The organism is Brevinema andersonii (genome assembly GCF_900112165.1).
Lineage (GTDB): Bacteria > Spirochaetota > Brevinematia > Brevinematales > Brevinemataceae > Brevinema > Brevinema andersonii.
This window is the reverse complement of the sequence record NZ_FOKY01000015.1, coordinates 1-26,658: the sequence shown is the minus strand read 5'-3', so window position 1 is coordinate 26,658 and position 26,658 is coordinate 1. Positions and strand designations below refer to the sequence as shown.

Here is a 26,658-nt window from a genome sequence, read left to right as displayed (position 1 = left end):
CCTGGTACCTGTATTGTTCAAGGGGTCAAGTCCTGACCAAAACTCGGCTTTATCCTTCACCTCTTGATTGACCGATGCTTTAATCGATAATTTCACTGTTCCCTCCTCAAAAGGATATTTTCCTTATGTTTAACGGACTTTAATAAAGTAATTAATAGTTAGCGAATAGGGCCTTGTTTCTTCTGCTCCGCCTTCTACGGGATAGCTAGACCGTTTCGTTCCTAAGTCTACCGATTCCGTTTGCTTGTATTGTCCATATTCTCTGAACCCATTTAACTTTCCATAGTAAGCAGAACCATACCGAGGAAAGTCGGTAATTCCATGGCTATGACTTCCTATAGTGAGATCGTGAGCATGGTTTTGGACTTTACAGTCCTGCATCACATTGATATCCGTTCCTGCAGGAGCCTGCCTTAAAAATCTTCCTCTGTCTGTCATATCAGGAAGTTTCAGGGTCGTGTCATTCACAATGAGAGATGGTATTTCTTCGGAAAAAAGTGCGTACAATTCAGGGTATTTCTCTTTGGGTAGCTGACGTCCGTCCATTAACAGCCATGAAGATGAAGGAGGATTTTTCCTCATCATAGCTTTTACTGTGCCGACAGGATTACAGATATCGTCAATAAGGGGCAGAGTAAAAATCCGAGATGCTGGAGTTATGCTGACAATCCCTTGAGGATCCATATGAATTGAGGCCAGAACAAAATATTCGCTCGATAATTGGGAACTAACAGACACGGAAACAGAAGGGATCCACGTTGTATACACTGTTTTTCCTTCCGTATTCGTTGCGGGATTGGTCTTGAGATAGACCGGTTTAATACCTAGAGATACTGTTTGTGTATTAGCTGTAGGAAGGTAGTCATTGAGGTTTACCGATTTTTCTTTATCAAGAAATAGGCGTTCTCCTGACCGGTTGTATGCTAGTCCCGGCTTCACTTTAACCTCCATACTGCTGCTCTTAACCACTTCAAACCCATGGATAATGCCATGACCTAATATCTCGGAAACGATGCTGTTTCTTATCTTATCAGGGTAGGAAAAGGATTCATTGAGATTTTCTGGGGAAACAATTTCCCCCTTATAGTAATGATGCTTTGTTAAGTTTGCCATATCTTTTATCCTCCTGCGTCAGGATGATGTGTGTGCTTCTTCGCCCAAGGATGGGCATGGAAAAAGTATTTCTATATTTTTAATCTTTAATTATAAACCCGCTATGCGCTGGTTTGTAGAGATGGATCACTCGTTGAATATATGTTCTTTCTTCTTTCATCAACGATGTTTGAAAGGCTACAATGAAGAAAAACCGATCTAAAGGCGAGCCTAATATGGTTGTTTTCCCTAATTTTTCCCGAACATTCCCCAAGACCCATGTTTCCCGAAAAAGCTCGCGGATAACAAAGGGTTTATTGGTTATTCTTTGGATTAATGCAGTAATCCCTGAGTTTGTGGCACTCTGCTTCCGGAATAGATAAGCATAGGTGACACGGTTTCGGTAAGACGCTTCGCTCTCTCCTTGCAGTCGAACAATATCTCTATCCTTCGCGATATGCTCAAGCAAACTCGTGTCTTGCGGAAATCCTTGACTCACAAACTTTATGACTGTTTTATCCAACTTGTTAAACTGCATAGCGATAGCCGTAAACAAATCCCGGAATACCTGCGACGTTGCATAAAGAGGGATGTTAAGAGAAATAAGGAAGGCGATAAAGTCATTCATTGATTACCTCTACCTCCAATATCCCTTTTCGGGCAATCTGAATATTTGCAATGTTTATTGTTCCTGGACGAACAACCGTTGCTGCCTTAATATTTTTTGATTGGAAAACAGTAGCAACCAATTCTGAAGGTTCAAAATCTTTGCCTATAGGCATGTTATTAAAGAAAGCAGTAATGATTCCCTTTACTTCTTCGGTATCGACAAAAGAATGAGGGTCTGCCGTGATGGAAACAATAGGATTAATAAAAATTTCTTCCGGAGCCTTGACTAACACATCGGTTCCAATCGGTTTATGAGCATCAATAATTTTCTGTACTTCGGAAATCACTGTTTCCGAAGGCTGTGTATTGCCTGTTCCTGTAATGACAACGTCGACTGTTCCCAAACCTCTAGCTGTCGCAATAGGCAATACGTGTTCAATTCCTGGAACTTGCTTAGCCCAGGCAATGTATGCAGCGGCATTGGCACCGCTTAATCCTTGCCACTGGGCCAAACATCGCTCTCTCAGAGAGTTGTCACTTTCTCTATCTAACCCTATGGTTTCTAACCAGTCTGATGCGTTTGTTACAGCGTCAATTCCAGAAATCGGAGTCAACATTTCTGTAATCTGTCCTGCTCCCACGTTATAGGAACTTCCAGGATTTTCAGCAACCACCCATACTTTCATATTCGTTTGTCCATCTTTTAAGACTATACTGTCTTTTACACGATAGCGTAACACTTTTCCCTGTGTGTTGGGTTTCGTGGCCACTACTTTGTCTTTGCTAATGGTAAGATTCCCTGTTGTATCTGTACGGGAGAATATAACATATCCCTCAGCAGATTGGGATTGTATTCTATGAAGACCTACTTGCTCCGCATGTTGGTCCAGCCAATTTCCTGAGGCGCTATGCGTAAAGAGATTGGGAAGGAGATGATTTAACGATTCATAAATATGGAAAATAAAGGCAGCTACCGTTTCCACGAACAGGCGGAATACCCCGCCCGTATGGTAATTAGTGATTTGGGGGATGGTTTTCGCAGTTTCATTGATAATCTCTTGGGCAATTTCTTTTCTTGTTTTCTTCATAAACATCTTAGGCCTCGTATAGAGTTATTTCTTTATCGAGAGACAGGATAAGGTTAAGGGAGTTGTCATCCACTAGAGTCAAAGTGATAGACGCGGAAAGCACCCCCTCTTTATTTAAGAAGGTTTTTACTCTTACGGACCCTTCTTTGACTCTTGGTTCCTGTTCTAATGCTTCCTTAATCACAGCTTTCAGTTCCAGCAAGGTTCCTTCATCTGCCGACGCATGGATGTAACGGAGAAGTCCCGACCCAAAGCTTGGGTCATAGAACAACGCTCTCTTATCTGTCATGAGTCTCGTCTTAATATCCTGTAAAATACATTCTGTTCCTGAGACCAACCCTATGTTGTCGTACTCTAAGCTAATCTCTCCTTCTGTAGTGAGTGCGATATCGGTAATTTTTACCATATTAATCTCCCAAGCCCATGATGGGCGCGCACTGCACCCGACAGGGATGTCAAGGGTGCATGTGTCCCTTTAATCCTTTAATAATCTAATAATCTGCTAATGTTCACGGACAAAGCCTGCAGTTTTGTCACATCATCAGGACTCAGGGACTTTCCGTCTACCGTCTTTACTAAAGAAATCTTGCTTACGATATCCTTTAAGAGCTGAGCCAGCGATGTATCACTGTTCTTTATGCCTATAGTCCCATTGCTGTTAAGGGCAATTTTTGTTGTTCCGGATCTTATTTTTATATGGCTCCCCATCCGTATTTCTGAGTTTCCAGACTTGACCATCAGAGTATCCTCAGGAGCATTTTCTTTTGTAGAAGTACCCATCACTGCTGCAATAATGGGGTCATTCCTGTCTCCATTAAGGAAATTAAGGAGAACAATCGCCCCTTTTGAGGGAGACATCCAAACACCTCCTTGCGCCGTGCCCCAAAATTTTGGAATAGAAACCCGGGTATACACTGTTTCCGTCTCTTCTCCCGTATTTGTTAATTCCTTACAGTCGCAGGTATAATTCTTGGTATCTATACTTGATACCTTTGCTAATACGGGAAAGGCATATTCCTCTATAATATTCCGTATTACGGTTTCTAACTGTTCTAAAATCACAAAACCTCCAGACGCATGAACGCTTTCATTGTAAAGTCATATGTTATCGCTTTCACCCTATATTCCTTACCTTTTAACCGTACTCTATCTCCTATTTCTATCTCTGGAATAGGAAAAATAACAAATTGTACCCTCCCAACACTGACTAACACATTATCAATAATAAAAATATTGGCCTTGTGTTTTCCCATATTGTCTGTAATTATTAGTCTATTTTGGGCATTTAAATAGCAGTATAATGGCCTTCTAAGAGCATGAGAACAGCTTTGTAAGAGCCTCCGGGCGTTGTCTTCTTTGTTCCCTTTTAGTACAATCTGCCTTGGGGTAAAATCCTCTGTTCTGTATTCTAGTTTATCCGTCAGTCTTAAGAACACATCTTGATAAGACGTATCTTTGAACGTCTCGTTCATGTCCTTATCATCAAAGAGATGGTAGGATGCTTCAATAATGATGTCTCTCGATGTTGTCATCACTGTTTCTATACTACCAGAAAAAATAAGAACCTTTTTTTTATTATTAACAGAGACAGTAATGCGGCATATATCTCCGGAGTTCATTTCTATCTCGTTTGCGAGGAAATAGTGTTTCTTTATCCTTATACTGGCAGTCTTTCTTGTACTACCTACCGTGTTTATAACAGTAAAACTAAAATTTCTCCTAAGATTTCTCCCTGAAACTGTTAAGAATGTTTCTACTTTCCATACAGTATTCATGAGAGATAACTCGCAGGTGTAAATTCTTCGAAGTTCAAGAGGATTTCCATAGATTCTCCTTGATTATTCTCCGAAGAGGACAAGGATTGGAAAATAACCTTTCCTATATTCCGTGCCATCGTATGTTTGTTAATTAAGGTATAAACCTTAGGCACGCCACTATTGGCATCGTGAAAAAGTGTCTCCAATTCTTCCAACGCTTCGTAAACCGTGGTATTTTCCGTGGGCAAAAGAAGTAAACGAAGGGACACTTTCTTATCCTGAAATCCCCGCATCACCTTACGAGGCGTTTGGTTTCCTTCTGAATTGCTTGAGTCAATTAAAATTTCCCCATTGACGCTCAAGCTTTGAAAAACTCCTGGGAGCATAACATCTCCCAATTTTATGATACCGCTGCTATCGTCCGCTTTTAAGAGCATCTCTACCTCCTCGCTGCATTATTGAGTTGTAAGATAAAGTCGTTGAGGTCGGAAATAACGCCGTCCGCTATCTGCACAGTTTCTATATTAATAACTGTATTCGTGGAAGGGGTTGCTTGTGGTTTAAAAACTTGCTTAATGCCCGTATTTACTTTTTCTGCTAATGCTTTCACTCTTGGGAATGAGGGGAAATGAGAAAATTCTTGAGCATTAGCGTGGAGAAAGGCTCCATGCTCAGAAGGCAAGGATGGTGAGATTGGGAATAGAGTGCCTGTACCGGGAATTTGAGGAATTGATGACGTTTTCGGTATCACTGTGTCCGGTATGGGCTGCTTAAGGATTTTAAAGAAGCCTTTAACTTTCTCCATAAGCCAAGTAAAAGCGGAAAAGACTTTATTAATGCCCGCAAGGACAGCATCCAGAATAGGATTCATGCCTTGAAATGAGGTTTTCACCCTTTCCCAGTTTTGATAAAGGAAAAAAATACTGGCGACTACTGCTCCCAAGGCTAGTGAAATCGCCATGAGAGCCGGATTGGCCGACACAAAGGCTACGGCCGACATTACACCTGCTTTGAGCATACTTCCTCCCATGATGAGGGCATTCTTGCTGGCAAGTATCATGTTAGGAATCAGTTTCCCCGACATAAGGGCAGAAACAAAGGACTGTACGCCGGCAAAAGCTGTTTGCGCTGCTGTCAAACCATGTGTCACTAAGGTGAGGGCAAGGCTCTTCGTCATCAGGAATCCGACCGCTAAAGCTCCAGCCGTCAATACGGACACCGTTACGACTACGGCTTTAGCAAAGAGTTTATTTTCATTAATTAAGGTGGACAATCCTCGCACTAAGATGTTTACTACCCGGAGAACCTTGTCCATTGCAGGCAATAAAACGTCGCCCAATCCTTTTCCCAGATTGGAAAAATTATGACCTAATATCGATAACTGGGACTGAACAGTTTGTTCCATAATTTTCTGAGCCTGTGCTGTTGCTCCTGAGGAATTGAGTACTTCTTGATAATTGTTATTTAAATCTCCCATCTTTCCGATAAGCAAATTGACTCCCTTAGCGGCCTCTAAGCCAAATATTTTATTAATCGTGTCGGCGTCTGCTCCGACCTGAGCCAAATTCTCTAGCGTCTTGATCAAGTCTAAACCGCCGTCCTTTGCATAGACCATGTTATATCCGAGTTTTTCAGCTCCCATGGAAAGTTTTGAGGTCATGGCGTTAAACGCCGTGCCTGCCATAGAGCCAGCAAGTCCTAAAGTATTGAGTTGTCCCACCACTGCGGCTGTTTGGTCAAAAGAGACACGAAACGCTTGTGCCGAAGAAGCCGCATATTTCAAACCCTCGTTCAGCTGTCCGAGGTTAGCAATTTGGAATAGTTGCTGGGTTTTGGTCACTGTATCTGCTAATTTGGTCATTTCTGTATTGGCATCGTGGGCTTTATTGCCAAAGTTGTTGTACAAGGTTCCTAAAAGGGCAGTAGCTGTAGTAGCATCCCCCATCGTGGCCGTTGCTAAGGCTAAGGCTTGGTTCGTCCCCGCAATGGCTTGTTCGCCCGTCAATCCTGCCGAGAGCATATGATAGGCTCCCTGCAAATATTCTTCTGAACTTTGTTTATGGAGACTGCTCCAAGAAATCGCCGCTCTTTCTATCGCCTTGGTTGAAGAAAACACGTCTTCTGCTGTACCCGTAAGCAAGGTTTTTACAGAAGCGAAAGCGGTTTCGAAATTGGCCGCTTTATGGGCCGCGATGCCTAAACTCGCGCCTAAGGCGAGACCTAAGCCCAAAGAAGCTTTCTTGAGTTTGTTGAGACTTTGTTCCGCTTTCTCCAAATTCTCAAAACTAGCCACTACTTTCTTCAGGGGTCCTGTAATCTTATCTTCCAGTTCTACAATGAATTTTGCTGAATTTTTTGCCATGCTATTTCTCTCCTAAACAAGCCGCTAGGGCTCTTACGACAGCAGAGAAAATAATATCTTCCCATTCTGCCATGACTAATCGGGCTCTTTCATGCTGGGAAAACATATCCTTGTCTTCCCGTGTATCCTGTCCTATCACGTAATCTAAAGGATTGTTCCGAGGAAGAATTAATTCTTCCCCTAAAAATGCTTTTACCCGAGCTTCCATCACCTTAAGGGGAATAGATCGGAGATTTTTTAAATCTCCAACGCCGTAAAATTTTCCTCTGCTCCCATATCCTTTATTAACTCAGCAAAAATATCCCCCACCGCTAAAGGTTTTTCCTCTATATAACCCATCAATGTATTATCTATAGGATAAACTAAGAGTTGGGAGAGGAGTTTTTCCACGCGTCCGGATGCTGTTCCTTTGCCTTTTAACGCTTGGTCTTGAAACAACAACAATTCTGCCTTATTCGGCTTTCGGAAATAAAACTCCTGCCCTGCATCATTTGCTATCTTAACCACTCGATATCCTGATGCTTTAGCATCCATCACTTCTTTGGGCCATATGTTTTCTCGATTACTCATAATTTCTCTCCCTAGACCCAAGGATGGGTCTGTACTGTGCCGCACAAGGATGTGCCTAGGCACAGTATTTCCTTATTTTTTAATCATTGATGATGAAAACTGATTTTTTCTATTCTTTTCTGTTCTTCACTGTTCCAATACACGCCGTATTCAATATGGACGGTAATCACTCCCGCATAAATATCCAGTTCGCCTGCAGCAAAAATATGTTCTGTCTGCACAACGTCCCATGTTGTCACCATATCATGAATGGCGACCTTCCCAGGAATGAGTTTCAGGATCTTATGGATATACAAAGAAATACTGTATCTATCTGTTGTCCGAATATGAATCATCATGGGCTGGACAACATCCCATTTTCTTTGGACTTTAATAAAAGAGTCTCCTTTATCAAAGACATTATCCCAATGCCATGCAGGCGTGAAAACTGCAGGTTCCGGTAAAAGAGAAACCCAAGGCGGTGTATTGTACTCATTATCTCCAATCGCTGTGCAGTAAATAAATTCCTCGGAAATGTCGGTTGCTTCAAGAACAATGTTTTTGAGAATTTTTTGAAATTCCGCCACCATCTTAATCTTCTCCCAAGATTTTCTTCAAATATTCCAAGGTCAAATCCGTCAGTTTCCGATGATCCTCTTTACTGACCCCTAAATAAGGACGGGCCAACATTTTATGCGTTCCTTCTTGAAGATAGCGGGAATAATTCATTTTATCTTCAAGAATAATCACTCCTTTTCTCCATAGGCTCAGGTGATAACCGACGGACCGATGCAGCATGCCCGTTCTATAAAGGAGAGATCCGCTGGCTTTTGTTTTTTCTAAATTCCTTAAGGTAGAAGGAGATAAAGGGGTCCATTTTGTTCCATCCGGAGCTGTTTTTGTTTTCAGGATGCGCATTCTTGCCGACCGCGTAAGCCAAGAAGCGAGCGCATGACCTAAAACGGGGCTTTGTTTCATATCCGTATTTCTTAGTTTTTCCAAAATCTTTTCTATTCCCTCAATTTTTGTTTCTACCATCCCTGATTCCCCGGTTTCATTTTATTAGGCGGGAAATGGGAAGATACTTTATTCTCCACCGAAGGCATGGGGGTATTTTCTATACTCAAGCCCAAATCTAGTTTTCCCAAAGCAATCATTTCCAGTTGTTTCAAGGCCGTATCCCTATTAATTTTAATCGTGTTATCCGAACTGCCTTCCGTTAAGCCTTTCCGAGACATGAGGCTATAGAGACTAAGTTTTACACAGATATCTCGAAGCGAGCGAGGCACCACAGGCAACGGAAAATTTTCTATTTTCACAAGATAAAGGTTCATTTCGTCGGTCGCCCGCATGATCGCCGATTGGATTCTGTGGTTGATTATCTCTTTGCTTTCCGTGCTCAAATCTCTCGCCCAACCTTCAATAGCACTAGATTTACAGGCTTCGTACAAATCTTCTTGGGAGCAATACACAATTTCTTTATTTTCTTTCATGATCCCTTTCGTTATTCTTATTGCTGACCTTATAGGTATTGACGGCAGGAGGAACCGAGCCTCCGAGAATAGGCTTGTATGACTTTCGCTTTCTCTGCCGCATGCCGTCTCTTTTGTATTTTTATTTAACTAATGACATTTTTAAATAAATATCCGGCTTCATAATTAACCACGCTCCAACCAATGCGTTCGTCAATAGCGACCACGTCCGATGTTGTTCGGTCATCGTAGTAAGAACGCATCGCGTTATAGCCCAAGGGAGCCCGTATGGTAATCCCAAATACGGGTTCATCTAAGGTATAAATAGTATCTGGGACATAAGCGAGAATGACGTTTTTGGACCAAGTGAAGTCGAGTTGTTGGCCGGTATTCACCATATTATCCGCGATAATCACGCTATCGATTTGACAAATTTTCCCAAAGTCTTCGGGGGTTAAGCCCGTTTTTAAGGATGTCATGGGCATATGGGCTAAAAGATTGTCTTTTCTTCGTAATACCTGCCATACGGGGTCACTGATCACCATTTTGTTGGGATAAAATCCTGTTTTGCTTTTCACCGCCTGCCGGGCTTTTTGGATTTGCGCCACAGGGTCTGAGGATTCGTGGCTCCACGCATTGTTTCCTGTTGGAGTCGAAGTGTTTCCGGAAGGATATTGGGCAGCATCCGACACAGCTTTTACTTGCTCGACTTCGATAGAATTAAATAAGCGTTCATAGGCTCGGGTGAGTCGTCGTTCTGAGGCTAAAAGACCGGCTTTGACAACGTCTTCGGCAGTGACCATATCGCCTCTATCGACGGCAGACTCTACGGTATAACGGTAGGTGGCAATATCCGCCCAACCTTCAATATTATCTTTCACCCGTTTCGGTTCAGCTCCGGAAGCTCGACGAAAATCCTCTGTTTTGAGAAAGTCTTTGCCGAATTTGGCGACTTTATAGGAATCTCGAGCTACCTCCGCTTGATACAAGGGTAAAAGGTTATAGGCAAATTTTCTCTGGCTCGCATACCCGTTCGCAATCCGTTCCAACACAGCAGGAATAGGCTGGTAATTATTTATTATAGACATGATTATAATACCTCACTTATTTTTATTTTAAGAGGACACGGACCAGTCCTTCTTTACTGGCCGTTAAGGCTTTACAATAGGCGTTAGGAACGGCACTGGATTTAGTAGCCAAGCCTGAATTGTCTCCCGTTACCCAATCACCAGCGGAAATATTTTGACTGTTGGCTACTTTAACGGTAGCCTCGCCTATCGTGAGGATGCTGGCCACATTCCCCTTGCTGCATGCATGCGCGGAAACGCCGCTACATCCGCCTAAGGTTCCATCCTCTTTGACAAAAACCCCTTCGGGGATATCAACCGCAGCCACAACACTGCGGGTCCATATATTGATATAGATACTCATAAACAATGACCTCACTTACTTAAATTTTGTTTGGCTTTCTGATAAGCCTCCATTCGGCTCAATCCGCCTTTGCACAGTTTTTCCACTTCATCCGCGAACTGTTCCGTATGTTCCCAAGGGATATTTCCTTCGCTGAATTGGGCCAGCCCTTGATGTCTTTGTTGGACAGGAGCTTGAGCGATACGGCTGTTGGTTCTTTGGGGTTCAGCATTCGGTAAAAATTCTGCAAAAGCAGCCACTGCTTCTTCAGGGGTTTTGCCTAGCTGAACTAATTCCATGGCTTTTTCTCGCAAATTTTTGGCTCCTTCTTCGTCCAATGTTTTTGTTTCCTGAACTTTCGCTATAGCGGATTCTAATTGTTCCTTATTCTCCTGGGCTTCCCGTTCCGAAATCAGGCGTCTATTTTCTTCTTCTAAACGTTTTATCCGCTCCTGAAGTACTGCTATTTCTTCTTCCATTATTTCCTCCTTCCCGTTATGATTATTGTGATGCATGTTATCTTCCTCAATATCTTCCTGATTGCTTGAAGAAAAACAGACCAAACCATCGTCCTGTTCGGCAAAAGCCAAGGCTTCCTGCAAGGTTCCTAATCCTGGTATGGCAGGACGGGATGCACCTAACGCTCCAACATGACGGAGGCTATATTGACCCTTCGTGGGATTGGCCTCAGAAAAGGGTAAGAAAAAGCTTGCGGATACGTTTTTAAACAGTCCTTCTGCTACTTCGTTCTTAAAGCTTTCTGCTACCTGAGAAAAAGAAGCCAACAGGACATCGCCCTCTGCTTTGAGTTGGTCGACCCATCCCAAGGCCGGTTCATCATGATTCGGATGTCCTTTCACCAAAGGGGCAGAATTGGGATGATAGGTTTCTTCTAATTCCTTCAGCATATGGGGGGTAATATCATAATTTCTCCCCGAAGAATCTTTATATCTTCCTACCTTCAAGATAGGGATCATTTTTGTCATAAGTACCTCACTAACTTAATAGGGTCTTTCCTCGAGCTGCCTTACCGTTTCTTAAGATATTTTCCAAAATGAGGAATTCTAACTCAACGCTGAGACCTTTATCATTTTGGGATGCATTATCGGATATTTTGGTAAACCGAATGCCTTGTAAAGTTTCCGTGGTTGCGGGGATAATGCTGTCAAATGCATTGGCATACAGAACATTAATTAACACGTTTCGGGGGTCCAAGTTCAGGATACCGCTAGGGATAGCCAACGCTAACACCTCAAACTCTGTTTTCAGAATCGAAAGTTTCCCCGATGCCGACCAATTTCCTTTCGCATATCCAATGGGCATTCTTCCTTTCCCATAAACTGCTTCTGCTTCCAAAGTTTCTTCATAAGAAATACTTTGCGCAGAAAAGATCATAGGCGTATAAGGAGCCAGCGTAATGGTAATATCGCCCCAATCCCATTGTTTTCCATTGACCATGATAGACATATTAATCCTCTCTTCTCTGATGATATTTGAACATAAAATTAAGAACAATCTTACGGATAATAGGAATGCCATACAGAGCAATATTAATCTGCACTCCATTATTAACGATATCCTGTCCCTTAGGCATCTCTACCACAAAGTCTTCGATCTCTTTAGGATTCGCAGCGGTCATCACCGTTAAGGCCATGCGTACTTCAGCGAGTAAAGATTCGAGACCGCTTTTGTCTCCCGGCGCTTGGATATAAGGTAAACTCGCTCGGCGCGCTAATCTTATCGCCTTGAACACTGTTCTTACCACTTCAATAAATCGATAATCCGAAGTGTCGCTCGCTAAGGTGCGTCCATTCGTCCAGAAATATCCGTTTAAGCCAGGATAAGTTCTCAAGGTAATCAACCGCGCTTCATCCAAGGTCCGAGACTGGTGGTTCGTCCAGTCTTTAGGTAGCTGAATATGGGATAAACCAAAATGTTTGGTAGCTCCTATACTTTGGTTCACCGATGCTTTCGTTAACGTCCCTGCACACAAAGCAGCAGCTGACTGATAGTTTTGCAGAGGTTGGCATACAACGGATACAAAACGGGCATCAATCTTCTTGAATTCTTTTACTTTCTGGGATATAGCTTCCGAAAGACTTTTGGTGCTGTCTAAACCCGTTTCCAAGAGAGCAAAGAGAGGCTGGTGCTGGTCACTAAACAATTTTTCCGTGTACGCCTCCCATTTCTTTACATCCTCTGCACCCAACTCTTGGCACACAAAGACGAATTCCGGATGGTATAGCTCTAACGCCGTATCCAGCGCTGCTTTCAAGGAATTGAACGTCGATGCTGGGGCGGTAATTGAAAAGCTCCAAGAATTTTCCAGGGTTAATGTCCCTTCAGGAAAGAGAATACTGATCCCTAATTCTTTTGAGAAAATGGTTCTATTAGTAGGAACCAACACGGTTTCCTCTTTGTTGCAGTCCCCAAAAATTTCGATCCATACTTCTGCTGTTCCTGCCTGTCCTGGGGTTACCGTGACTACATTCACCAAAGCGGAACATAAAGGAGACCCCGAAACGGTGAGATTCCCGCTTCCCTTTTTCTTGACACTGCCAATGCTTCCTGCTTGGTCCGCTTTCGAGGGAACGGCAATAATACTCACATCAGCCATATTCTCCTGCATCTCTGTCAAGCGGCGGGGAAGATTCCCATAACCTAATACTTCTTCCGTTTGGGACGTTTTCCCCAAAGATATAGGGAAATTCACCGTTCCTTTACTGCATGTTCCCACAAGAACGGCAACCGGTTGAGTATTAGGACTCAAGCCACTCACCCCGTCTGTGATTTTTTCTTCTACACTCGACCACATTTTTCTTTTACCTCCCCTGCGTCAGGATGACGCATGTACTTTTGCTTCCAAGGATGGGAAAAGCAAAAGTATTTCCACAATGTATTTTGATAAAATATTTTTTCTTATTCCTTGACTTCTCTCTCTCTCTTTTTATGCGATAATTAATTTAAGGAAAGCAGAGAGATGCTTTCTTTTTTTTATTTTCCTAGCACACCTGTTCTCAATCGCTTTAACTGTTGGACCTCTTCAATGGGAAATAAACCCACCAGCATGGGCAAGAAAGATGTTTCTCTATGATATTCTACCAACCCACACCAAGGTTGGCGGTCGATATTAACAAGGTAACGTTTTTTCCATATCACGGTTTTGTTCTTTTCTTGCCGCTCTAATTGAATCCAAATTTCAGTAGGCTTTTGCAATATCTCTGTTAACAAAGGCAAGGCTCTGCTCCGTATATCCCAATCTTTCTCCATGTGTTCCACCAAATATTCAGGATTAATAAACACAGGACTGCCATATTGATCCATAATCCTATGATGGGTTAATTGGTTTTCCAAAACTTCCATCGCCTTATTTTTTCTCAAAGACCGGGGCTTTGCAGAAATATTATTTTTTTCCGTATCCCAAGGAGTGAGTGCTCGTCCGCCTAAAATTGGGACTCCGAACCCAAACTCTTCTTTACTGTTTCTTAAATCCAATAAATGGCTCTCTAATACTTTATCCTTAATCCAATAACTAAGGCCTGCGGGATGGGTTTGGAAACCTTTTTCTGGGAGAATCTTTCCTCCATAATCCTGTCCCCGCATCGGTGACCCAATCTCTGCTGCTTGGGCTTCTAATGCAGGATTCCATTCAGGAATTCCTTGTCCTGTTGCCTTTTTATCCGTTACTTCCACAACACAGCGACAGTTAAATCCATTAGGCGGGTACCACATATTCCAAAATGGGTCATCATAACGTCGTATCTGCCCGTCTAATGCGGCATGAGAAGGTCTTACCTTACCATCTCCTATGGTGATATATTCCCAATTTGGGAAAACATCCGTGGCCTGCATCATCTGCTTAAAGCGTCCTTCCGAAAAGGCGTTTGCCATATTCTGACGGTACACAAGCTGTAACTGTGCTTCTGTTATCCTTTCTATTTCTTCAGAAATCCCTTTTAACTGCTTCTTAAATTCATAGTAAGAGAGACCTTCATCATAAGATTTTACTAAGGTATCAAGGACTTTTCCTATCTGCTCTGTCTTGGCCAAGCCTGTCACCGTGAACGCGTATTGTTTGAGTTCCTCTTCCAGCTTGTTATATGCTGTGTTGCTGAGTACTTTCTTCTTCGTAAACCAATTTTTCGCTTCCTCAAACGTTGAGAAATACGGGACCGTATTTTTGTCTGAAAAATCTGAAAACTCTGCTTTCCGCAAACTTTTAACTCTCTGTACAATTTGCTGACGTCCGATCGCTTCTGATATTAATAGGTCCAGAGCCAACCCTTCGGAAGGGAAGGGATATTTTTCTCCTATGGTCACTGCTTTCGCCAAGGCATCTTCCCAAAATTCTACTCCTTGAAAGGATGTTATCAGGCTGTTAAAACAGCGTTGAAAGGGTCTTGTAAAACCGTTAAAACGCTGTTGGAACAGTTGATCCAAGTTTCCGAAATATTCTTCATTAAGCCTGTCTTTCTTGTTTTGAAATCCCTCTGCAAAAGAAGGGATACCTTTATGGACTTTATTGATATCCGTTAAAGTAATATCCCCTTCATTAAACCCGTAAGCGTGACGGATATAGGCTTCACTCAATTGAAAACCCATAGCAACCAGCTTTTGGTCTCTATTGATTTTCGCCATCTCGTCCTCTTTCTCCGGAACCCAACGAAAGGTAGGAATTTCCTTAAAACCGTTGACAAGACAGAGGTGTGTCACCAATCTATTCATGACGTCTTGGATTAATTTTTTGTCGTCTGCCATAATATCTTCACGGACCATGTTTAATCCTTGGTCATTGCCCAGTTTTCCCGGCGTGGAATTCAGGGCAGAAGCATGTCCTAAGATTAATTTGTTAATCTGTTCTGAACACACGTCGTAAAAGGTTTTGAACAAGGTGCTCGTGCCTGTTTTCTCTGTCTTGAGAATTTCGAATTTATCGGAACCGTCGACCACGATGCCGCCGGAAGACCGGAATTCTGTAATCGCTTGGAGCATTTCTGCTCTCTTCTGCGGAGTCGAGATATCCGTGCTGGCTAGGATAGAGTCATCTCCAAACCGCATAATATAACTGGTCCAATATTCCATATCTCCTCGGAGCCAAGTAGCCGGCCAAAAGACCCGGGCTAACTGGCTGTCCCCATAGGGATTCAGGAAGGAATTCCTATAGGGGATTAACTCTCCCTCTTTATGGATATCTCCTAGGGTCAGGATGAACGGTTTCTCTTTGGTATTATGGGCAGGCACCAGTTCTCGTTCCTCATTAAAGGAAAACCAGTCGTTGGGTAAGGCTTCGACAGACTCATAGAGCCACTGCCTGTTTATTTTGATCATAGGGTGGTGCAGCACGGTAAAACCATGCCATACTGCTTCATAAATAGCACGGAATACTTTTCGGGGATGAATATCCAAGATGTTATTCTGCACGAAATCCACCGTTTTATGATCGTCTCCGATGATGGCGAATTCGTCCCCAATAACGGCTGCTTCCCTTGCGATGATGGCGGCTTCTACTTCGGGAACAAAGGTGATATCTTTTAAGGCCTGGTAAGGGCTGACCCCGGACTTCCGGAAAAAGTCTCGGTTGGGATTAGGAACCATACCCCAATATTGTAATAACTTTGATGATGCTAATCCCTGTATTCTATTCTGTCTTTCCGCTCTCATCTTTGTTTACAATCCTTTCTTTTGATAATAACTTTAATACACACCTAGCATAACAGAAAACAAGAGAAGTTTTGTCCAAAATGCAATAAGATGTTTTTTCAAAAAAATCCCGAACCCCAAAAGTGTTAGAAAGGTGTTAGAAGAGTGTTAGAATGATTTTTTTCTCATTATCCTGCGGCAATATTCTTCCTCTATAAATTAAATATTTATAAACTAGGAGAGTAGTTTATGAGTAAAGAATACTCAGCAATAGAGATCGCAAAAGCAATTATTAGAAAATGTAAGAAACACGATTGGAATATCAATATTACAAAATTACAAAAACTGCTTTACATTGTTTATGGAATTTATTTATCAGAAAATAGTCAAGTATTATTTGACGAAGAACCTTTATGTTTGCCTTTTGGTCCTGTTTTTAATTCTGTTTTACAATTATATAAACAGGGAAAACTAGATTTAAGGGAAGAATATCCTCCCATAAATGATGAAAACATACAAGAAACTATTGAAAGGGTAGTCCGAGGGTTTGGACAATATGGAGCTAAAACGTTATCAGAGTGGTCTCATAGGGAAGGAAGTACTTGGGATCGTGCACACAGAGAATCAGATATATGGGGAAATTTTATAGATAAAGATTATATTAAAGAAGAATTTGATAAATTTATAAAGAGTTTACAGAATGCACAGAAAGGTTAAAATGAGTAAATTAGAATTTCAATCTTCTAAAATACCCGGACTAAAAATAGTCCGGGATGTTTTTCAAAAAATCCCGAATCCCAAAAGTGTTAGAAAGGTGTTAGAAGAGTGTTAGAAAGTGTAAGAATGATTTTTTTCTCATTATCCTGCGGAAATATTCTTCCTCGCCCTATAAGGAGTCTAAAGGCCTAAAAATATTCCGTGAAGTTGTCGTATCTTTTTAAGTAGGGTTCTCCGAATAACACCTTGCTCCTGCCCATACGGGACTAAAAGAATCCGGGAGTCTGGAACATTGTATGCGGGAATGTTCTTTTCTCCGGCCTTGGGAGAAGGATAAAGGAAGACTTTGTATTCGTTCGTGCTTCCAATACCCGTATGGCCCCCTCTAAAGCATCAGGACCATCATCATGAACTACGGAATCCGGGAAATATAAAAGCTGTTCTATCAGTAATTTTCCTGTTTTGCTTCTTATTAATTCACCATCAAAGACTATTTTGTTGGTTTCAAACAAAGGAACCAGCTTGGTGATCCTATGCTCTTTCTTCAAGGTATTTTTTATCGCATGCAGGGGCAAAGCGACACCTTCCTTCTCTGCAAAGGCTTGTAATTCTTTCAAGAAATACGCCTGAAATCCATTGCTCTCTACAGCAACGATAAGGATAGAGTCTTGGTATTTTTGATAGAGATTAATGATGTTCTCAAAGAATTTGTGGTCGCTCCCTTGACCCATCACCGCATCCACCACAATAAACTCATCCTGATTCTTCGAAACCAGTACGCCCGCTTTATAGTCGTTGGCTTTAATCCCGTCCACGCTCGGGTCAATAAAGAGAGCCATGGGAGCGCCTACTTCTCTCTGACCCTCTCGAATCATGGATTCCGTAAACAGGGAGTTTTCCTCGTCCGACGGCATATTTTGGTACTCTGCATGAAAAGCAGAAAGTCCTATCTTTCTTTGCTGTTCCTGAAGGAATTCGACAGAAAACCGTTCTTCCCATAAAGACTTTTCCCCTCCGTTCCCGTCGGGTTCTAGGGCACGATAAATTTTTCGTTCCCACATATTCCAAGGTTCCTCTTCACTGAGTAATAAGGTGCCCGAGACGCTTCTTTTCCTCAATATCGTACCGATGAACACAATTTTCCCGCCTGATTTTAAGGAGGGGACGAGCCCGCGATTGATCACGTCCAATGTTTTTTGAATCGTTTTGGGACTCATGCTTTCTTCGTCTTTCTCTATATCGTCCAGAATAATGAGGTCGGGTCTGTGTTGACGGTTTCTAAATCCTCGGACCGCTTGCTTTCTCCCTCGGGCCAAAACCCTCGTTTTGTTGGCTGTAAAGTCGTCTTCCGACCCCTGGCCTAAGAGCAGGGAGCCAAAGTCTTCGAGAATCCTATGATTGTCGGTAAACTCGAGACGGATAAAATCGGATAAATCTCTAGCAAGAGCATCCGTTGCCGAGACTAAAACAACAAAATAACGTTTCTCGAATAAAATACACCAGACAACATAGGCAAAACTCACCAGAACCGATTTCGCAAATCCTCTCGGAGCCGCTATTGCTATCCTTGTCTTCTCTGATTCTAACAACTCAATCATCTCCCGGTGAAACTCCGGACTTTTCTGATCTGCATAATGAGGCAAATAATGGGAAAAGAAAAACCAAAAGTCGTGCTTCGCCTGTTTTTTCCTCTTCTCTTTCCCGGCAATCCCCACGGGAGTTGTTTCTGAGTCCATGAGGTCTAAGAGGAGCGGAATGGTTTTGAGGTATTGTTGCCTCGTTAGTTTTTTCATTATTATTGTCCTACCTGACGGAGATAGCGGGCGATGGTTTCTTTGATAATATCCTTTACATCTTGATGGTGTTCCTTAACAAAAAGGATGAAGTGTTCCATAACCCTTTTCGCTTCTCCTAACTTGTCGATAGCAATATCATATTTCTTCTTCATCGAGATGAACGCATCCAAGCGTTTAATATAGTCTTCTTCCGGGATGCCTTCCCGGATCGCCCTATCGATATCTTTCATTGCTTCGTCAATCTTTTCTTCTATCCAGGCGGGAAACGCTTTGCGTCTTTCCTGGACTTGTAATCTTTTAATATCCCAATCTAGTGGTGTTCCTTTGTATTGGTTTTTCCAGATACTGATGGTCTGAGGATGGACATCTAACACCTGTGCTATCTCTTTCTGTGTCATCCCTTCTGAATATAAACTTATGGCTTGTCCCAGTTTCTCCACTTGTTTCATCATGAGACTGCTCCTATCTTTTTCTATTCCATATATATACCAATACTATAGCAGAAAAGGGCTGTAAAAATGTCCAAAACGCAATAATTTTATTCAGAATAAGAAAAAAGGAGGTCAACGGGAATTCCCGTTGACCTCTAATCAAATCTGAATTTTATTGAAATCCCTAGGGAGCCTCTATGGAACGGATTACTCGGATAACACGGGCTACAATTTCAATATTATTGTCCTCCCATTCTGTAGGTAATATTTCTTCGCTCCCGTAATTCGGATTCTCACTCTTGATAAGAATATTCCCGTTTACTCTTCTGATTAACTTTTTCACTCGAAGCTCGTCAAACACTCGGAGAATATAGATGCTGTCACTAATCAGTTCCTTATCATTAGGGGATACTAATAGTAAGTCCCCGCTTTGTATGACAGGCTCCATGGAATCTCCGCTAGCAAATAATAAAGCAACACTTTTGGGCAAATACCCTCCCAAAAACCGGATAGGGATCCCTATATAGTCCTTAATCTCTTCTTGATAGTTAATTAATCCCAGTCCCGCTGATGCTTTTACATCCAACAAAGGTATCTTGACTACATCTTTCTTTTCCGTTTTTGCTAGTTCCGTATTATTGTTTGTTACTGTTACACCTGTTTCTCCTCCCGAACGGAACATTTCTCCTTTCCCTGTGATTAGCCATTCTATATTTATACCTATTTTGGATATTTTATCTAATTTTTCATAGGTTAAATGACCTCGATCATTTTCATATCTTGCAAGATTAGATTGAGGTATATCTAGGATTTCACACAATTTTACTTGTGTTATCCCTTTTTCCTTTCTAGCTTGCCTAAGTCTTTTTCCTACAGACATAAAAACCTCTTTTATACTCAAATAAAATATTTTGTAAAAAATGTTGACAAATATTCATATTGAGTATATACTTAAATAAGATATTTTAGTTGTGAGAACAACAAAACAGAGTTGAGAGAAAGGTTCCAGAGGAGAGAAGACGTTATTATAGAATAAGATAAAGAAGGTTTATAGAAACCCCTTAAACTCTCTACTCAATGCCGTAAAGAACGGGAGATAGCCTCCTCATCTGGAACCTGAGGAGCCCGGGTCTTTACGGCTGTTTTTATCCTAATTATCCAAGAAAAAAGAGGAAAAGTCAATCCTATGGTGGGAGTTTAAGGAGGTGGGTCATAGAAAAAAAGGAGAAAAGTTGTGGGTCAGCGGGAATTCCCGCTAACGTCCCTCAATAGTGATTTTCAAGGAACAGAGTTCCGTTACGGGGATTCCCGTAACGGGCTCCATAGAAATTTTTGTTTAAGGGGGTAACGATGAAAGTGATAGAACAAGATACGATGTGTTTGATCCAAAGAGAAGATGGGTATATTAATGCCACCGCCCTCTGCCAGTCTGCGGGGAAACGGTGGAATCATTATATCAGTAATGATTCTACAAAGGAGTTTTTGGGAGAATTGTCGGGGTCTATGGGAATTCCGATAACGGGAACAAGTATAGGAAATATCAGTATTTCCTCCGTGGCCGGTATTCCGGCCACGGGCTTAATTCAGGTCAGACAAGGAGGAACGCCACAAGAACAAGGAACCTATGTGCACCCTAAGGTAGCTATTCATTTAGCGCAATGGCTGAGTCCTAAGTTTGCGGTGTTCGTGACGGGGATAGTGCTCAATTGGATCAATGGGACAGAGGAAACAACATGGGAAGATGAGTGGTCTCCTTATCTTGGAAGCTATCAAAATTACCGTTTCTTTCCTCGAGCCTGGTATCAAGTAATGAAAAGATTGTATGGACAGGAGACGACACCTACGCATATTAATAACGGGATTTATGAGAATGCGTTGGGTGCAGGAGCGTCACAAGAGATTCGCAGAAGACGCAGGGTGTATAACAAAAAAGCCGAGCTCTATGAATTCCTGACAGACGAAGGGACAGAAAAAGTCCAAGCATATGTGAAAGGATTAATAGAAAAAGCAAAGACCTGTGTTTCTTTCCTAGAGTTTGAGGCTCTCCTGCACGCCCCTCTCTTAGAAACCCAGAGAGAACAATAAAGAGTAAAAAAGGAGGAAAGGAATGGAAAAAATAAGAGAGGTCTTGAAAAAGATAGGTCATACCTTGAAAACATACCGTTATCCTGTGCTTATTCTATGGGGAGTTATCAGTTTTGGTATCTTATTATTCTTCATCCTGGTAACGGCGTCTCACCTAAAAGATGCTTACAGACACTTAAGCTTCCTGACCGAGAGATTGGAAAAAGTGGAACAAAGAACAGGGCTTATTTACCAGAAAAAATGCCAGGAGGCCCAAAAGTATGAACGGTAAAGAAGAACAGATAGAGAGGGATAGGAACGAACTGCTCCATATCCTGAAGGCCCTTAAGGAGGGGTCAGGAGAACGAGCTATACTCTATAGAAGAAAAACAGAATTAGAGGATAGGATTGTTGAGGCAGGGTATGCGTATCAACAAGAGAGATTAGGAATAGTAGAGAAGCAAAAGAAAGAGAGGAAGAAGTTAGGCCGGCGTTTGGCACGTTGGGAAGATTAGCCCATCTTCATGGGTAGGAAAAGGGGAAGCCCCGAAGGCATACATTGAGGTTCGAGTCCTCAAGGGGCGTAGCAATATGATAAAGGAGAGTGTATCCATGAAACGTAGATTGATGAATAGAAAAAAGGAAGCGACTTATCTCCAGGTTCCTGACATTGTGTTAGAATACCCCTTAAAAGAAAAAGAATTTCCGGAAATTGTGATGCCTAATCTTGGTATTGTGGTCTGGTGTAAAGAGGGGAGCTTCAGAAGCTCAGGCTTCCAGACTATGGATTTACCCTATAGAGAATTTCATGTCATCATCAAACATTACGAATTTTTTAAGTTCATGGCTCCCAAAATTCAGGATAGTCTCTTAATGAAAGAGTGCGAATCTGTACTCCCAGAATTAAAGAAAGAGTATGCACTAACCCTGGATGATGTACTGAATATCTTTGATGCTATTCTGGATAAAGCCAGAGAGTTTACAAAAAAGAGATTGATGTCTCGTTACCAATGTACGATAAGAGCAATGAACAGTTGGTTTGAGAGGGACTAGATGTTCGACAAAAGTAGAATCCCTACCTTTTATGAACTGACAGAACAGGAGCAAAACGAAGTGCGGGAACGTTTTAAGAGGTTAAAAGGTAAACAAAAGAGACGAGCACTGGTTTCTGGCTTGGAGGACGAATATTCCGTTGAGCTCTTAAGTAAGAGTCTATTCATCAAGAGAGCAGGAAAGAAAAAAGAAGGAAAAGCGTAGTATGGAACAGAACGAGATATTAATAAGACTAGAGAAGGTATTAGAGATCTCCTTGAGAGATTTAGAGACCATGGAAGAACGCGTGCATGCGGCTTTAGACCAAACGATGACGATGGGAAACAGTAATCAGCTCTCTGAGGACAAGCAAGAATCCGTGTTTCAGGATGTGAGGAATCTTTTGTTTGAGGAAGAAAGAAAAGCGAAGGAAACGTTATCCTGTCTTTCCGATCTCTTAGAACAAACCCGTCAGGTACAAAAACGTCTCTCCTTATCCCCTAAGGAGAGAGAAGGAGGTGCAGATGACCGTCAAAGAATTGAGGATGTATCTCGTTAATCAGCCTCAGAATATGGTGGTCATGTTCCGTGAACCGGGAAGCAGTTTACTTTCCCCATTAAATGAGAAGAATTTTGTATTTTTAGAATTAAGAGGCACACAGGACGGCAGGAACCATTGGAGTGCAGGAAAAGTCTTTTCCTTGTCCGAACGCTATTACCTCCAAGAGAAAAGGAAGAAAGAAAAAGAGACAAGCAATGATGGTGAACAAGAAGAATAAGAGGAATAGAAAATATAACCCAAAATACATCCGCGCTTATATCCATACCTTAGAGTCGTTTACTACACAAGACATTACCGGGAAATTCGGAATGAATCCCAAATATGTCTATCAATTTTTAAGAAAATATATCCCTGATGTTTTGTATAAATATAAGGTTCCTCGAAAACAGGATTGGAACTACGACGATATGGAAATATCCCGAATCACCCTGTCCGGTTATGCATCTGCCGTGAGAAAAGAAAAAAAGACGTGCGGACACACATTGACATCGCTCTGCTTCCTGGAGGTAGAAACCAAGGAAGGCATTATTGATGTTCTTATTCCTCACCGTATGGACCTGGAATTATTCGAGAGAGATGTTGTTTTAGAAGTGTTAGGGGTACGCCGGTATGGTATTATGCGTTACAAACTTCTTGAGGTATTGTGATGAGAGAAAAGTATGTGACCAGTAAACAGATAGCTGAGAAGCTAGGAATATCCCTAAGACAAGCCCAACGCATGGCGTTAGAAGGTGGCTGGGAGTACAAAGAAACAAAGAAAAGTGGAGCAAGAGAGAAAAGGTTTATGGTCTCTCTTCTGCCTCTGCCGATACGGGTTAAAGTGGATCCTCCTTCTCGATCCATGGACTTGATCCTCCGTGAGCCTAAATCCCTTTTAGAATTAGAACCGTTTAACAGGAAGATAGCCGACGCCCGTTTCACGGTATTGGAACTATTCAAACAGCATAGAGAGAATTTTAGAACTCAGAAAGAGACTTTGGAGTATTTTATCCAGCATTGGTCCGAGATAGCAAGCCCTGAGTTATTAGCAGTTATTCCGAAGATGTGCCCACGAACTCTTTTTTATTGGAAAAAGAAATATGCTAAAGGGGGACTGACGGCCTTATCCACGGGCCATGGCGTGCACCGGAAAGGAGCGACCAAGCTTCCCAAGTCCTATCAAAATCTTGTATTAAAAGCCTATATGGACCAAAACCAACGGTCTGTCCGAAGCATTTATTCTCATATTATCCACAAAGCGGCCTTAGAAATGGTCGGCAGCCATGAAAATGGTCTGTCAGAAACGAAAAACAAATTAAAAAAGGAGTTAACCCTAAGAATAGTGACCTATTTCATTAAACAACAAACGAGTGCGGGATTATTATTAAAAGCGCGGGGGAATAAAGGGGAAAGGGAAAAAGTACGGCCTTACCTGACGAGAAGTCGAGAAAGTTTATCATCGAATGAGGTTTGGGTATCCGACGGACATGATGCCAATACCTTTATCATGGACGAGTATGGAAATATCACCCGACCTGTTGTGGTGGTATGGATGGATGAACGGAGCCGGATGGTGATGGGCTATGCGGTAGATATTACCGAAAACACTGACCTTGTGATTACATCGCTTTGTAACGCAGTCGAGAAGTACGGCATTCCCCAAACGCTCTATATGGATAATGGGAAAGCCTATATGAATAAAAGAACCTCGGAAAAATTTCAGAGCGAGAACAGGATCAAGGTTTATGCCATGCTGGGATGTTCTGTCATGAATGCCCGTCCGCATAATGCGCGCGAGAAAAGCGTTGAGCGGTTCTGGGGCACCTTGGACAACGGGTTTTCTAAATTTCTTCCCGGTTATGCTGGTAAGGATATCTTATCCAAGCCTGAGGAAACGCAGAGAGCAGTAAAAATGAGACACATTCTCACCCTAGAGGAATATCGGAAAGCCTTGGATGCCTTTATCTTTAAATACAATACAGATTCCCATTCCGGGATTGGGAACAAAACGCCGTACGAGGTGTGGAAACAGAATATTCAGGAAATACGGCATGCTAATCCTGAAATGCTGGCACAATTAAGGTTGGAATTTATCACAGAATTACGTACGGTCATGGCAGGCGGACGAGTCCGTGTTCGGAACCGGGAATATGTGGCACCTTCCTTACTCTATTATGTGGGAGAAAGGGTAGAAGTTGCTTTGGACCCTGAGAACCTTAGTATATCCTATATTTTCCTTGAAGGGAAACTGTTAACTAAGGCGGAAGAGCTGGTAGCAGCAGACTTTAATGATATCCATTCCATACAAACGAAGGAAGCGTATAAACAGTTGTCACGTATGCAAAAAGATAAGAAGAAACTGCATAAGAAAATAAAAGAAATTCAGAGTCAGGCGTCGGCTCTTCTCTTGGAAGAGAGAACAAAAGTCTTGGAAGAAAATAATCATAAAGGAAAGAGGAAGAACCAGGAAGAGGGAGGAGAATTTGTTATCGACCTCTTTAACTGTTAGGAAGAAAGATATAAAGGAGGAGTGCATGGAGCAAGGAATAAGAGACAGGATAGAGGCAATCCGGAGATATTTGGAAGAAACGGGAGAAAGCCAAGGTTCTTTAGCCCGGGAGACGGGACTCTCCCGGACAACGATCAGCAATGTGTTATTGGAAAAATATAATGCATCCTACAACGATATTTTATCACGGTGTGAAGATGTGATTAACCGCAGGGAAGAAAAAAGAAAATTACTCTTTCAAGCCCCGGAATTCATAGAAAACTCTATTACTAAAAAGGTAGCGTATGCCTTAAGCAATGCGACCAGCGTACACATCCCACGGATTACTGTACTGTACGGGGAAAGCGGGATTGGAAAGACCAAATCGTTAGAGGAATTCATAAAGTACCACCCCACTGCCGTTCTGGTCAAGATACGCCCAGATTTTATTGTATCGTCTATCTTGAGAGAGATTGCTGAACCGATGGGGGTCAGCGTGCAAGGGTCGAATTATGAAATTACGAACCGTATTATTAATAAATTAAAGTCTACCGGTCGTGTTCTTATTTTCGACGAAGCAGAGTATTTGTCAGCGAGAAGTTTGGATATTATCCGGAGGATTCACGATGAAGCCCAAAACCCTGTCGTGCTGGTTGGGATGCCTAAACTCTACCATAACCTAGTCGCTTTGAGAAATGGATTTGAACAGATTGCGAACCGTATGATTTCTTATAACCTCAACCAACCCTCTGTGAATGATTTAGAACAGATAGTCCAAGTCTGTATACCCGATGTTTCGGACGATGTCTGCTCGGCGTACATTGAATGTTCAAGGGGTACGATCCGGACTTTGCTTCTCCTGATGCAGGATATGGTGAACTATGAACAAGATACGGGAAGAAAAGTAACAGCGGGTGCTATTAAAAATTATGTGAAAACATTACATTAATAAAAAAATAAGGAAACCATAATGAAAAGTATAGAAACTATCAAGAATAACGAAGAATTAAAAGAAGTAACAAATACGTATGTCCATTTGGAACGAGAGTTGGAAAAACAAGAAACCTTGATGAACAAAGAGTTAGATGAGATTAAGAGAAAATATGATGTTAAGAATGCGCCTACGAAAGCCCAAAAAGAAGCTCTCAAAATGGTTATCCAATCCTATGCGGATGACCATAAAGAAGAACTCATCACAAACGATAAGAGAAGCTATGAATTACCGCTAGCAACGATAGGCTATCGAAAGAGTACGGAGGTTGTGGTTCCAAATGCAAAGATGGCTTCTATTATTGAAGCACTTGAAGATATGGGCAGAATGGAATGCATTGATATTAGAAAAACAGTAAAGAAATCCACCCTGAGTTCTTGGAGTCAGGAAGCATTAGAAAAAATTGGGTTATCCCGGAAAGAAAAGGATACGTTTTATATAGAAGTCAAAACAGAATGTCTTCAATAAATAGAAATAAGAAGCAAATAGCGTTAGTGCATATTCTTAAGAAGAGAATACATCTGGATGACGATATGTACCGATGTTTATTAAGGGAGAATTTCGGGGTTGAGTCGTGTAAGGAACTCGACCCCGAACGTCTTTCTGAACTGATTGACTT

34 protein-coding genes are annotated in these 26,658 nt (G+C 42.0%); 12 read left to right on the top strand and 22 right to left on the bottom strand.

Features of this window, described 5'->3' with window-relative positions:
- Positions 1-129 precede the first annotated feature (129 nt).
- The 19 genes from BM018_RS06045 to BM018_RS05955 form a co-directional block, all read right to left on the bottom strand.
- Positions 130-1,113, bottom strand: coding sequence for a phage tail protein (locus BM018_RS06045; protein WP_092319655.1), 984 nt, complete (start codon positions 1,111-1,113; stop codon positions 130-132).
- A gap of 79 nt (positions 1,114-1,192) precedes the next feature.
- Positions 1,193-1,720, bottom strand: a complete 528-nt coding sequence (locus tag BM018_RS06040) for a hypothetical protein (protein WP_092319653.1) — start codon at positions 1,718-1,720, stop codon at positions 1,193-1,195.
- Positions 1,713-2,684 (bottom strand): baseplate J/gp47 family protein, encoded by a 972-nt coding sequence (locus BM018_RS06035; RefSeq protein ID WP_159428209.1) that lies wholly within the window; start codon positions 2,682-2,684, stop codon positions 1,713-1,715. The genes BM018_RS06040 and BM018_RS06035 overlap by 8 nt, the downstream gene beginning before the upstream one ends.
- A gap of 112 nt (positions 2,685-2,796) precedes the next feature.
- Positions 2,797-3,195, bottom strand: a complete 399-nt coding sequence (locus BM018_RS06030) for a GPW/gp25 family protein (protein ID WP_092319649.1) — start codon at positions 3,193-3,195, stop codon at positions 2,797-2,799.
- Between the two features lie 77 nt (positions 3,196-3,272).
- Complete coding sequence (locus BM018_RS06025; RefSeq protein WP_092319647.1) at positions 3,273-3,851, bottom strand: hypothetical protein; 579 nt, start codon at positions 3,849-3,851, stop codon at positions 3,273-3,275.
- The gene (locus BM018_RS06020; protein WP_143280442.1) at positions 3,848-4,408 is read right to left on the bottom strand and encodes a hypothetical protein; all 561 of its coding nucleotides are present in this window, start codon (positions 4,406-4,408) and stop codon (positions 3,848-3,850) included. Before BM018_RS06020 ends, BM018_RS06025 begins: the two co-directional genes overlap by 4 nt.
- 152 nt (positions 4,409-4,560) lie before the next feature.
- Positions 4,561-4,983, bottom strand: a complete 423-nt coding sequence (locus BM018_RS06015; protein ID WP_092319641.1) for a hypothetical protein — start codon at positions 4,981-4,983, stop codon at positions 4,561-4,563.
- A gap of 2 nt (positions 4,984-4,985) precedes the next feature.
- Positions 4,986-6,908: a phage tail tape measure protein gene (locus BM018_RS06010; RefSeq protein WP_092319639.1), complete on the bottom strand. Its 1,923-nt coding sequence runs from the start codon at positions 6,906-6,908 to the stop codon at positions 4,986-4,988.
- Between the two features lies 1 nt (position 6,909).
- On the bottom strand, positions 6,910-7,116 hold the full coding sequence (locus BM018_RS06005) for a hypothetical protein (protein ID WP_092319637.1): 207 nt from the start codon (positions 7,114-7,116) through the stop codon (positions 6,910-6,912).
- A gap of 29 nt (positions 7,117-7,145) precedes the next feature.
- A complete protein-coding gene (locus BM018_RS06000; protein WP_092319635.1) occupies positions 7,146-7,478 on the bottom strand; it encodes a hypothetical protein in 333 nt (110 codons plus the stop codon).
- Between the two features lie 83 nt (positions 7,479-7,561).
- Positions 7,562-8,047 carry a hypothetical protein gene (locus BM018_RS05995; protein WP_092319633.1) on the bottom strand — a complete coding sequence of 162 codons (486 nt, stop codon included), beginning with the start codon at positions 8,045-8,047 and terminating at the stop codon, positions 7,562-7,564.
- 1 nt (position 8,048) lies between these two features.
- The gene (locus BM018_RS05990; RefSeq protein WP_092319631.1) at positions 8,049-8,495 is read right to left on the bottom strand and encodes a phage virion morphogenesis family protein; all 447 of its coding nucleotides are present in this window, start codon (positions 8,493-8,495) and stop codon (positions 8,049-8,051) included.
- Positions 8,489-8,929, bottom strand: coding sequence for a DUF1320 domain-containing protein (locus tag BM018_RS05985; RefSeq protein WP_159428208.1), 441 nt, complete (start codon positions 8,927-8,929; stop codon positions 8,489-8,491). The genes BM018_RS05990 and BM018_RS05985 overlap by 7 nt, the downstream gene beginning before the upstream one ends.
- 146 nt (positions 8,930-9,075) lie before the next feature.
- Positions 9,076-10,017, bottom strand: coding sequence for a hypothetical protein (locus BM018_RS05980; protein ID WP_092319626.1), 942 nt, complete (start codon positions 10,015-10,017; stop codon positions 9,076-9,078).
- A 22-nt stretch (positions 10,018-10,039) separates the two neighbouring features.
- A complete protein-coding gene (locus BM018_RS07860; protein WP_092319624.1) occupies positions 10,040-10,360 on the bottom strand; it encodes a DUF2190 family protein in 321 nt (106 codons plus the stop codon).
- An 11-nt stretch (positions 10,361-10,371) separates the two neighbouring features.
- Positions 10,372-11,325, bottom strand: a complete 954-nt coding sequence (locus tag BM018_RS05970) for a hypothetical protein (protein WP_092319621.1) — start codon at positions 11,323-11,325, stop codon at positions 10,372-10,374.
- 10 nt (positions 11,326-11,335) lie between these two features.
- Positions 11,336-11,806: a hypothetical protein gene (locus BM018_RS05965; protein WP_092319619.1), complete on the bottom strand. Its 471-nt coding sequence runs from the start codon at positions 11,804-11,806 to the stop codon at positions 11,336-11,338.
- Between the two features lies 1 nt (position 11,807).
- Positions 11,808-13,154, bottom strand: a complete 1,347-nt coding sequence (locus tag BM018_RS05960; RefSeq protein ID WP_092319617.1) for a DUF2586 domain-containing protein — start codon at positions 13,152-13,154, stop codon at positions 11,808-11,810.
- Positions 13,155-13,333: 179 nt separating this feature from the next.
- The gene (locus BM018_RS05955; protein ID WP_159428207.1) at positions 13,334-15,934 is read right to left on the bottom strand and encodes a phage portal protein family protein; all 2,601 of its coding nucleotides are present in this window, start codon (positions 15,932-15,934) and stop codon (positions 13,334-13,336) included.
- Positions 15,935-16,228: 294 nt separating this feature from the next.
- Here BM018_RS05955 and BM018_RS05950 point away from each other — a divergent pair, with 294 nt between their 5' ends.
- Positions 16,229-16,696, top strand: a complete 468-nt coding sequence (locus BM018_RS05950; protein WP_092319613.1) for a Panacea domain-containing protein — start codon at positions 16,229-16,231, stop codon at positions 16,694-16,696.
- Between the two features lie 266 nt (positions 16,697-16,962).
- Here the strand turns inward: BM018_RS05950 and terL are convergent, their stop codons facing one another.
- From terL to BM018_RS05935, 3 genes are all read right to left on the bottom strand, one after another.
- A complete protein-coding gene (terL, locus tag BM018_RS05945) occupies positions 16,963-18,489 on the bottom strand; it encodes a phage terminase large subunit (protein ID WP_092319611.1) in 1,527 nt (508 codons plus the stop codon).
- A gap of 2 nt (positions 18,490-18,491) precedes the next feature.
- Positions 18,492-18,944 carry a helix-turn-helix domain-containing protein gene (locus BM018_RS05940; protein WP_092319609.1) on the bottom strand — a complete coding sequence of 151 codons (453 nt, stop codon included), beginning with the start codon at positions 18,942-18,944 and terminating at the stop codon, positions 18,492-18,494.
- 163 nt (positions 18,945-19,107) lie between these two features.
- Entirely contained in the window at positions 19,108-19,803 is a 696-nt protein-coding gene (locus tag BM018_RS05935) for an XRE family transcriptional regulator (RefSeq protein ID WP_092319607.1), read from the bottom strand.
- 470 nt (positions 19,804-20,273) lie between these two features.
- Between BM018_RS05935 and BM018_RS05930 the strand changes: the two genes are divergently transcribed.
- The 11 genes from BM018_RS05930 (at position 20,274) to BM018_RS05880 (ending at position 26,507) form a co-directional block, all read left to right on the top strand.
- Positions 20,274-21,008 carry a KilA-N domain-containing protein gene (locus BM018_RS05930; protein WP_092319605.1) on the top strand — a complete coding sequence of 245 codons (735 nt, stop codon included), beginning with the start codon at positions 20,274-20,276 and terminating at the stop codon, positions 21,006-21,008.
- Positions 21,009-21,030: 22 nt separating this feature from the next.
- On the top strand, positions 21,031-21,279 hold the full coding sequence (locus tag BM018_RS05925; protein ID WP_092319603.1) for a hypothetical protein: 249 nt from the start codon (positions 21,031-21,033) through the stop codon (positions 21,277-21,279).
- On the top strand, positions 21,269-21,502 hold the full coding sequence (locus BM018_RS05920; protein WP_092319601.1) for a hypothetical protein: 234 nt from the start codon (positions 21,269-21,271) through the stop codon (positions 21,500-21,502). Before BM018_RS05925 ends, BM018_RS05920 begins: the two co-directional genes overlap by 11 nt.
- 97 nt (positions 21,503-21,599) lie before the next feature.
- Positions 21,600-22,040, top strand: a complete 441-nt coding sequence (locus BM018_RS05915; RefSeq protein ID WP_092319599.1) for a hypothetical protein — start codon at positions 21,600-21,602, stop codon at positions 22,038-22,040.
- Positions 22,041-22,244, top strand: a complete 204-nt coding sequence (locus BM018_RS05910; RefSeq protein ID WP_092319597.1) for a hypothetical protein — start codon at positions 22,041-22,043, stop codon at positions 22,242-22,244.
- Between the two features lie 52 nt (positions 22,245-22,296).
- Positions 22,297-22,578, top strand: a complete 282-nt coding sequence (locus BM018_RS05905) for a hypothetical protein (RefSeq protein WP_143280439.1) — start codon at positions 22,297-22,299, stop codon at positions 22,576-22,578.
- Positions 22,544-22,798 (top strand): hypothetical protein, encoded by a 255-nt coding sequence (locus tag BM018_RS05900; protein WP_143280438.1) that lies wholly within the window; start codon positions 22,544-22,546, stop codon positions 22,796-22,798. Before BM018_RS05905 ends, BM018_RS05900 begins: the two co-directional genes overlap by 35 nt.
- Positions 22,776-23,228 (top strand): hypothetical protein, encoded by a 453-nt coding sequence (locus tag BM018_RS05895; protein ID WP_092319590.1) that lies wholly within the window; start codon positions 22,776-22,778, stop codon positions 23,226-23,228. The genes BM018_RS05900 and BM018_RS05895 overlap by 23 nt, the downstream gene beginning before the upstream one ends.
- Entirely contained in the window at positions 23,228-25,069 is a 1,842-nt protein-coding gene (locus BM018_RS05890) for a transposase domain-containing protein (RefSeq protein WP_092319588.1), read from the top strand. Before BM018_RS05895 ends, BM018_RS05890 begins: the two co-directional genes overlap by 1 nt.
- 25 nt (positions 25,070-25,094) lie before the next feature.
- Entirely contained in the window at positions 25,095-25,997 is a 903-nt protein-coding gene (locus tag BM018_RS05885) for an AAA family ATPase (protein WP_092319586.1), read from the top strand.
- Positions 25,998-26,018: 21 nt separating this feature from the next.
- Positions 26,019-26,507, top strand: a complete 489-nt coding sequence (locus BM018_RS05880; RefSeq protein WP_092319584.1) for a host-nuclease inhibitor Gam family protein — start codon at positions 26,019-26,021, stop codon at positions 26,505-26,507.
- Positions 26,508-26,658 lie beyond the last annotated feature (151 nt).

What these genes read in the sequence shown, in the direction of transcription:
- BM018_RS05980 (WP_092319626.1), bottom strand. Translation starts at nt 10,017, where the DNA reads ATGTCTATAATAAATAATTACCAGCCTATTCCTGCTGTGTTGGAACGG.
- BM018_RS05900 (WP_143280438.1), top strand. Translation starts at nt 22,544, where the DNA reads ATGACCGTCAAAGAATTGAGGATGTATCTCGTTAATCAGCCTCAGAAT.
- BM018_RS06015 (WP_092319641.1), bottom strand. Translation starts at nt 4,983, where the DNA reads ATGCTCTTAAAAGCGGACGATAGCAGCGGTATCATAAAATTGGGAGAT.
- BM018_RS06000 (WP_092319635.1), bottom strand. Translation starts at nt 7,478, where the DNA reads ATGAGTAATCGAGAAAACATATGGCCCAAAGAAGTGATGGATGCTAAA.
- BM018_RS07860 (WP_092319624.1), bottom strand. Translation starts at nt 10,360, where the DNA reads ATGAGTATCTATATCAATATATGGACCCGCAGTGTTGTGGCTGCGGTT.
- terL (WP_092319611.1), bottom strand. Translation starts at nt 18,489, where the DNA reads ATGAAAAAACTAACGAGGCAACAATACCTCAAAACCATTCCGCTCCTC.
- BM018_RS05930 (WP_092319605.1), top strand. Translation starts at nt 20,274, where the DNA reads ATGAAAGTGATAGAACAAGATACGATGTGTTTGATCCAAAGAGAAGAT.
- BM018_RS05910 (WP_092319597.1), top strand. Translation starts at nt 22,041, where the DNA reads ATGTTCGACAAAAGTAGAATCCCTACCTTTTATGAACTGACAGAACAG.
- BM018_RS05935 (WP_092319607.1), bottom strand. Translation starts at nt 19,803, where the DNA reads ATGTCTGTAGGAAAAAGACTTAGGCAAGCTAGAAAGGAAAAAGGGATA.
- BM018_RS05940 (WP_092319609.1), bottom strand. Translation starts at nt 18,944, where the DNA reads ATGATGAAACAAGTGGAGAAACTGGGACAAGCCATAAGTTTATATTCA.
- BM018_RS05885 (WP_092319586.1), top strand. Translation starts at nt 25,095, where the DNA reads ATGGAGCAAGGAATAAGAGACAGGATAGAGGCAATCCGGAGATATTTG.
- BM018_RS05965 (WP_092319619.1), bottom strand. Translation starts at nt 11,806, where the DNA reads ATGTCTATCATGGTCAATGGAAAACAATGGGATTGGGGCGATATTACC.
- BM018_RS05970 (WP_092319621.1), bottom strand. Translation starts at nt 11,325, where the DNA reads ATGACAAAAATGATCCCTATCTTGAAGGTAGGAAGATATAAAGATTCT.
- BM018_RS06040 (WP_092319653.1), bottom strand. Translation starts at nt 1,720, where the DNA reads ATGAATGACTTTATCGCCTTCCTTATTTCTCTTAACATCCCTCTTTAT.
- BM018_RS05960 (WP_092319617.1), bottom strand. Translation starts at nt 13,154, where the DNA reads ATGTGGTCGAGTGTAGAAGAAAAAATCACAGACGGGGTGAGTGGCTTG.
- BM018_RS05990 (WP_092319631.1), bottom strand. Translation starts at nt 8,495, where the DNA reads ATGGTAGAAACAAAAATTGAGGGAATAGAAAAGATTTTGGAAAAACTA.
- BM018_RS05880 (WP_092319584.1), top strand. Translation starts at nt 26,019, where the DNA reads ATGAAAAGTATAGAAACTATCAAGAATAACGAAGAATTAAAAGAAGTA.
- BM018_RS05895 (WP_092319590.1), top strand. Translation starts at nt 22,776, where the DNA reads ATGATGGTGAACAAGAAGAATAAGAGGAATAGAAAATATAACCCAAAA.
- BM018_RS05925 (WP_092319603.1), top strand. Translation starts at nt 21,031, where the DNA reads ATGGAAAAAATAAGAGAGGTCTTGAAAAAGATAGGTCATACCTTGAAA.
- BM018_RS06010 (WP_092319639.1), bottom strand. Translation starts at nt 6,908, where the DNA reads ATGGCAAAAAATTCAGCAAAATTCATTGTAGAACTGGAAGATAAGATT.
- BM018_RS06030 (WP_092319649.1), bottom strand. Translation starts at nt 3,195, where the DNA reads ATGGTAAAAATTACCGATATCGCACTCACTACAGAAGGAGAGATTAGC.
- BM018_RS05950 (WP_092319613.1), top strand. Translation starts at nt 16,229, where the DNA reads ATGAGTAAAGAATACTCAGCAATAGAGATCGCAAAAGCAATTATTAGA.
- BM018_RS05920 (WP_092319601.1), top strand. Translation starts at nt 21,269, where the DNA reads ATGAACGGTAAAGAAGAACAGATAGAGAGGGATAGGAACGAACTGCTC.
- BM018_RS05915 (WP_092319599.1), top strand. Translation starts at nt 21,600, where the DNA reads ATGAAACGTAGATTGATGAATAGAAAAAAGGAAGCGACTTATCTCCAG.
- BM018_RS05995 (WP_092319633.1), bottom strand. Translation starts at nt 8,047, where the DNA reads ATGGTGGCGGAATTTCAAAAAATTCTCAAAAACATTGTTCTTGAAGCA.
- BM018_RS06020 (WP_143280442.1), bottom strand. Translation starts at nt 4,408, where the DNA reads ATGAACTCCGGAGATATATGCCGCATTACTGTCTCTGTTAATAATAAA.
- BM018_RS05890 (WP_092319588.1), top strand. Translation starts at nt 23,228, where the DNA reads ATGAGAGAAAAGTATGTGACCAGTAAACAGATAGCTGAGAAGCTAGGA.
- BM018_RS05955 (WP_159428207.1), bottom strand. Translation starts at nt 15,934, where the DNA reads ATGGTTCCTAATCCCAACCGAGACTTTTTCCGGAAGTCCGGGGTCAGC.
- BM018_RS06005 (WP_092319637.1), bottom strand. Translation starts at nt 7,116, where the DNA reads ATGGAAGCTCGGGTAAAAGCATTTTTAGGGGAAGAATTAATTCTTCCT.
- BM018_RS06045 (WP_092319655.1), bottom strand. Translation starts at nt 1,113, where the DNA reads ATGGCAAACTTAACAAAGCATCATTACTATAAGGGGGAAATTGTTTCC.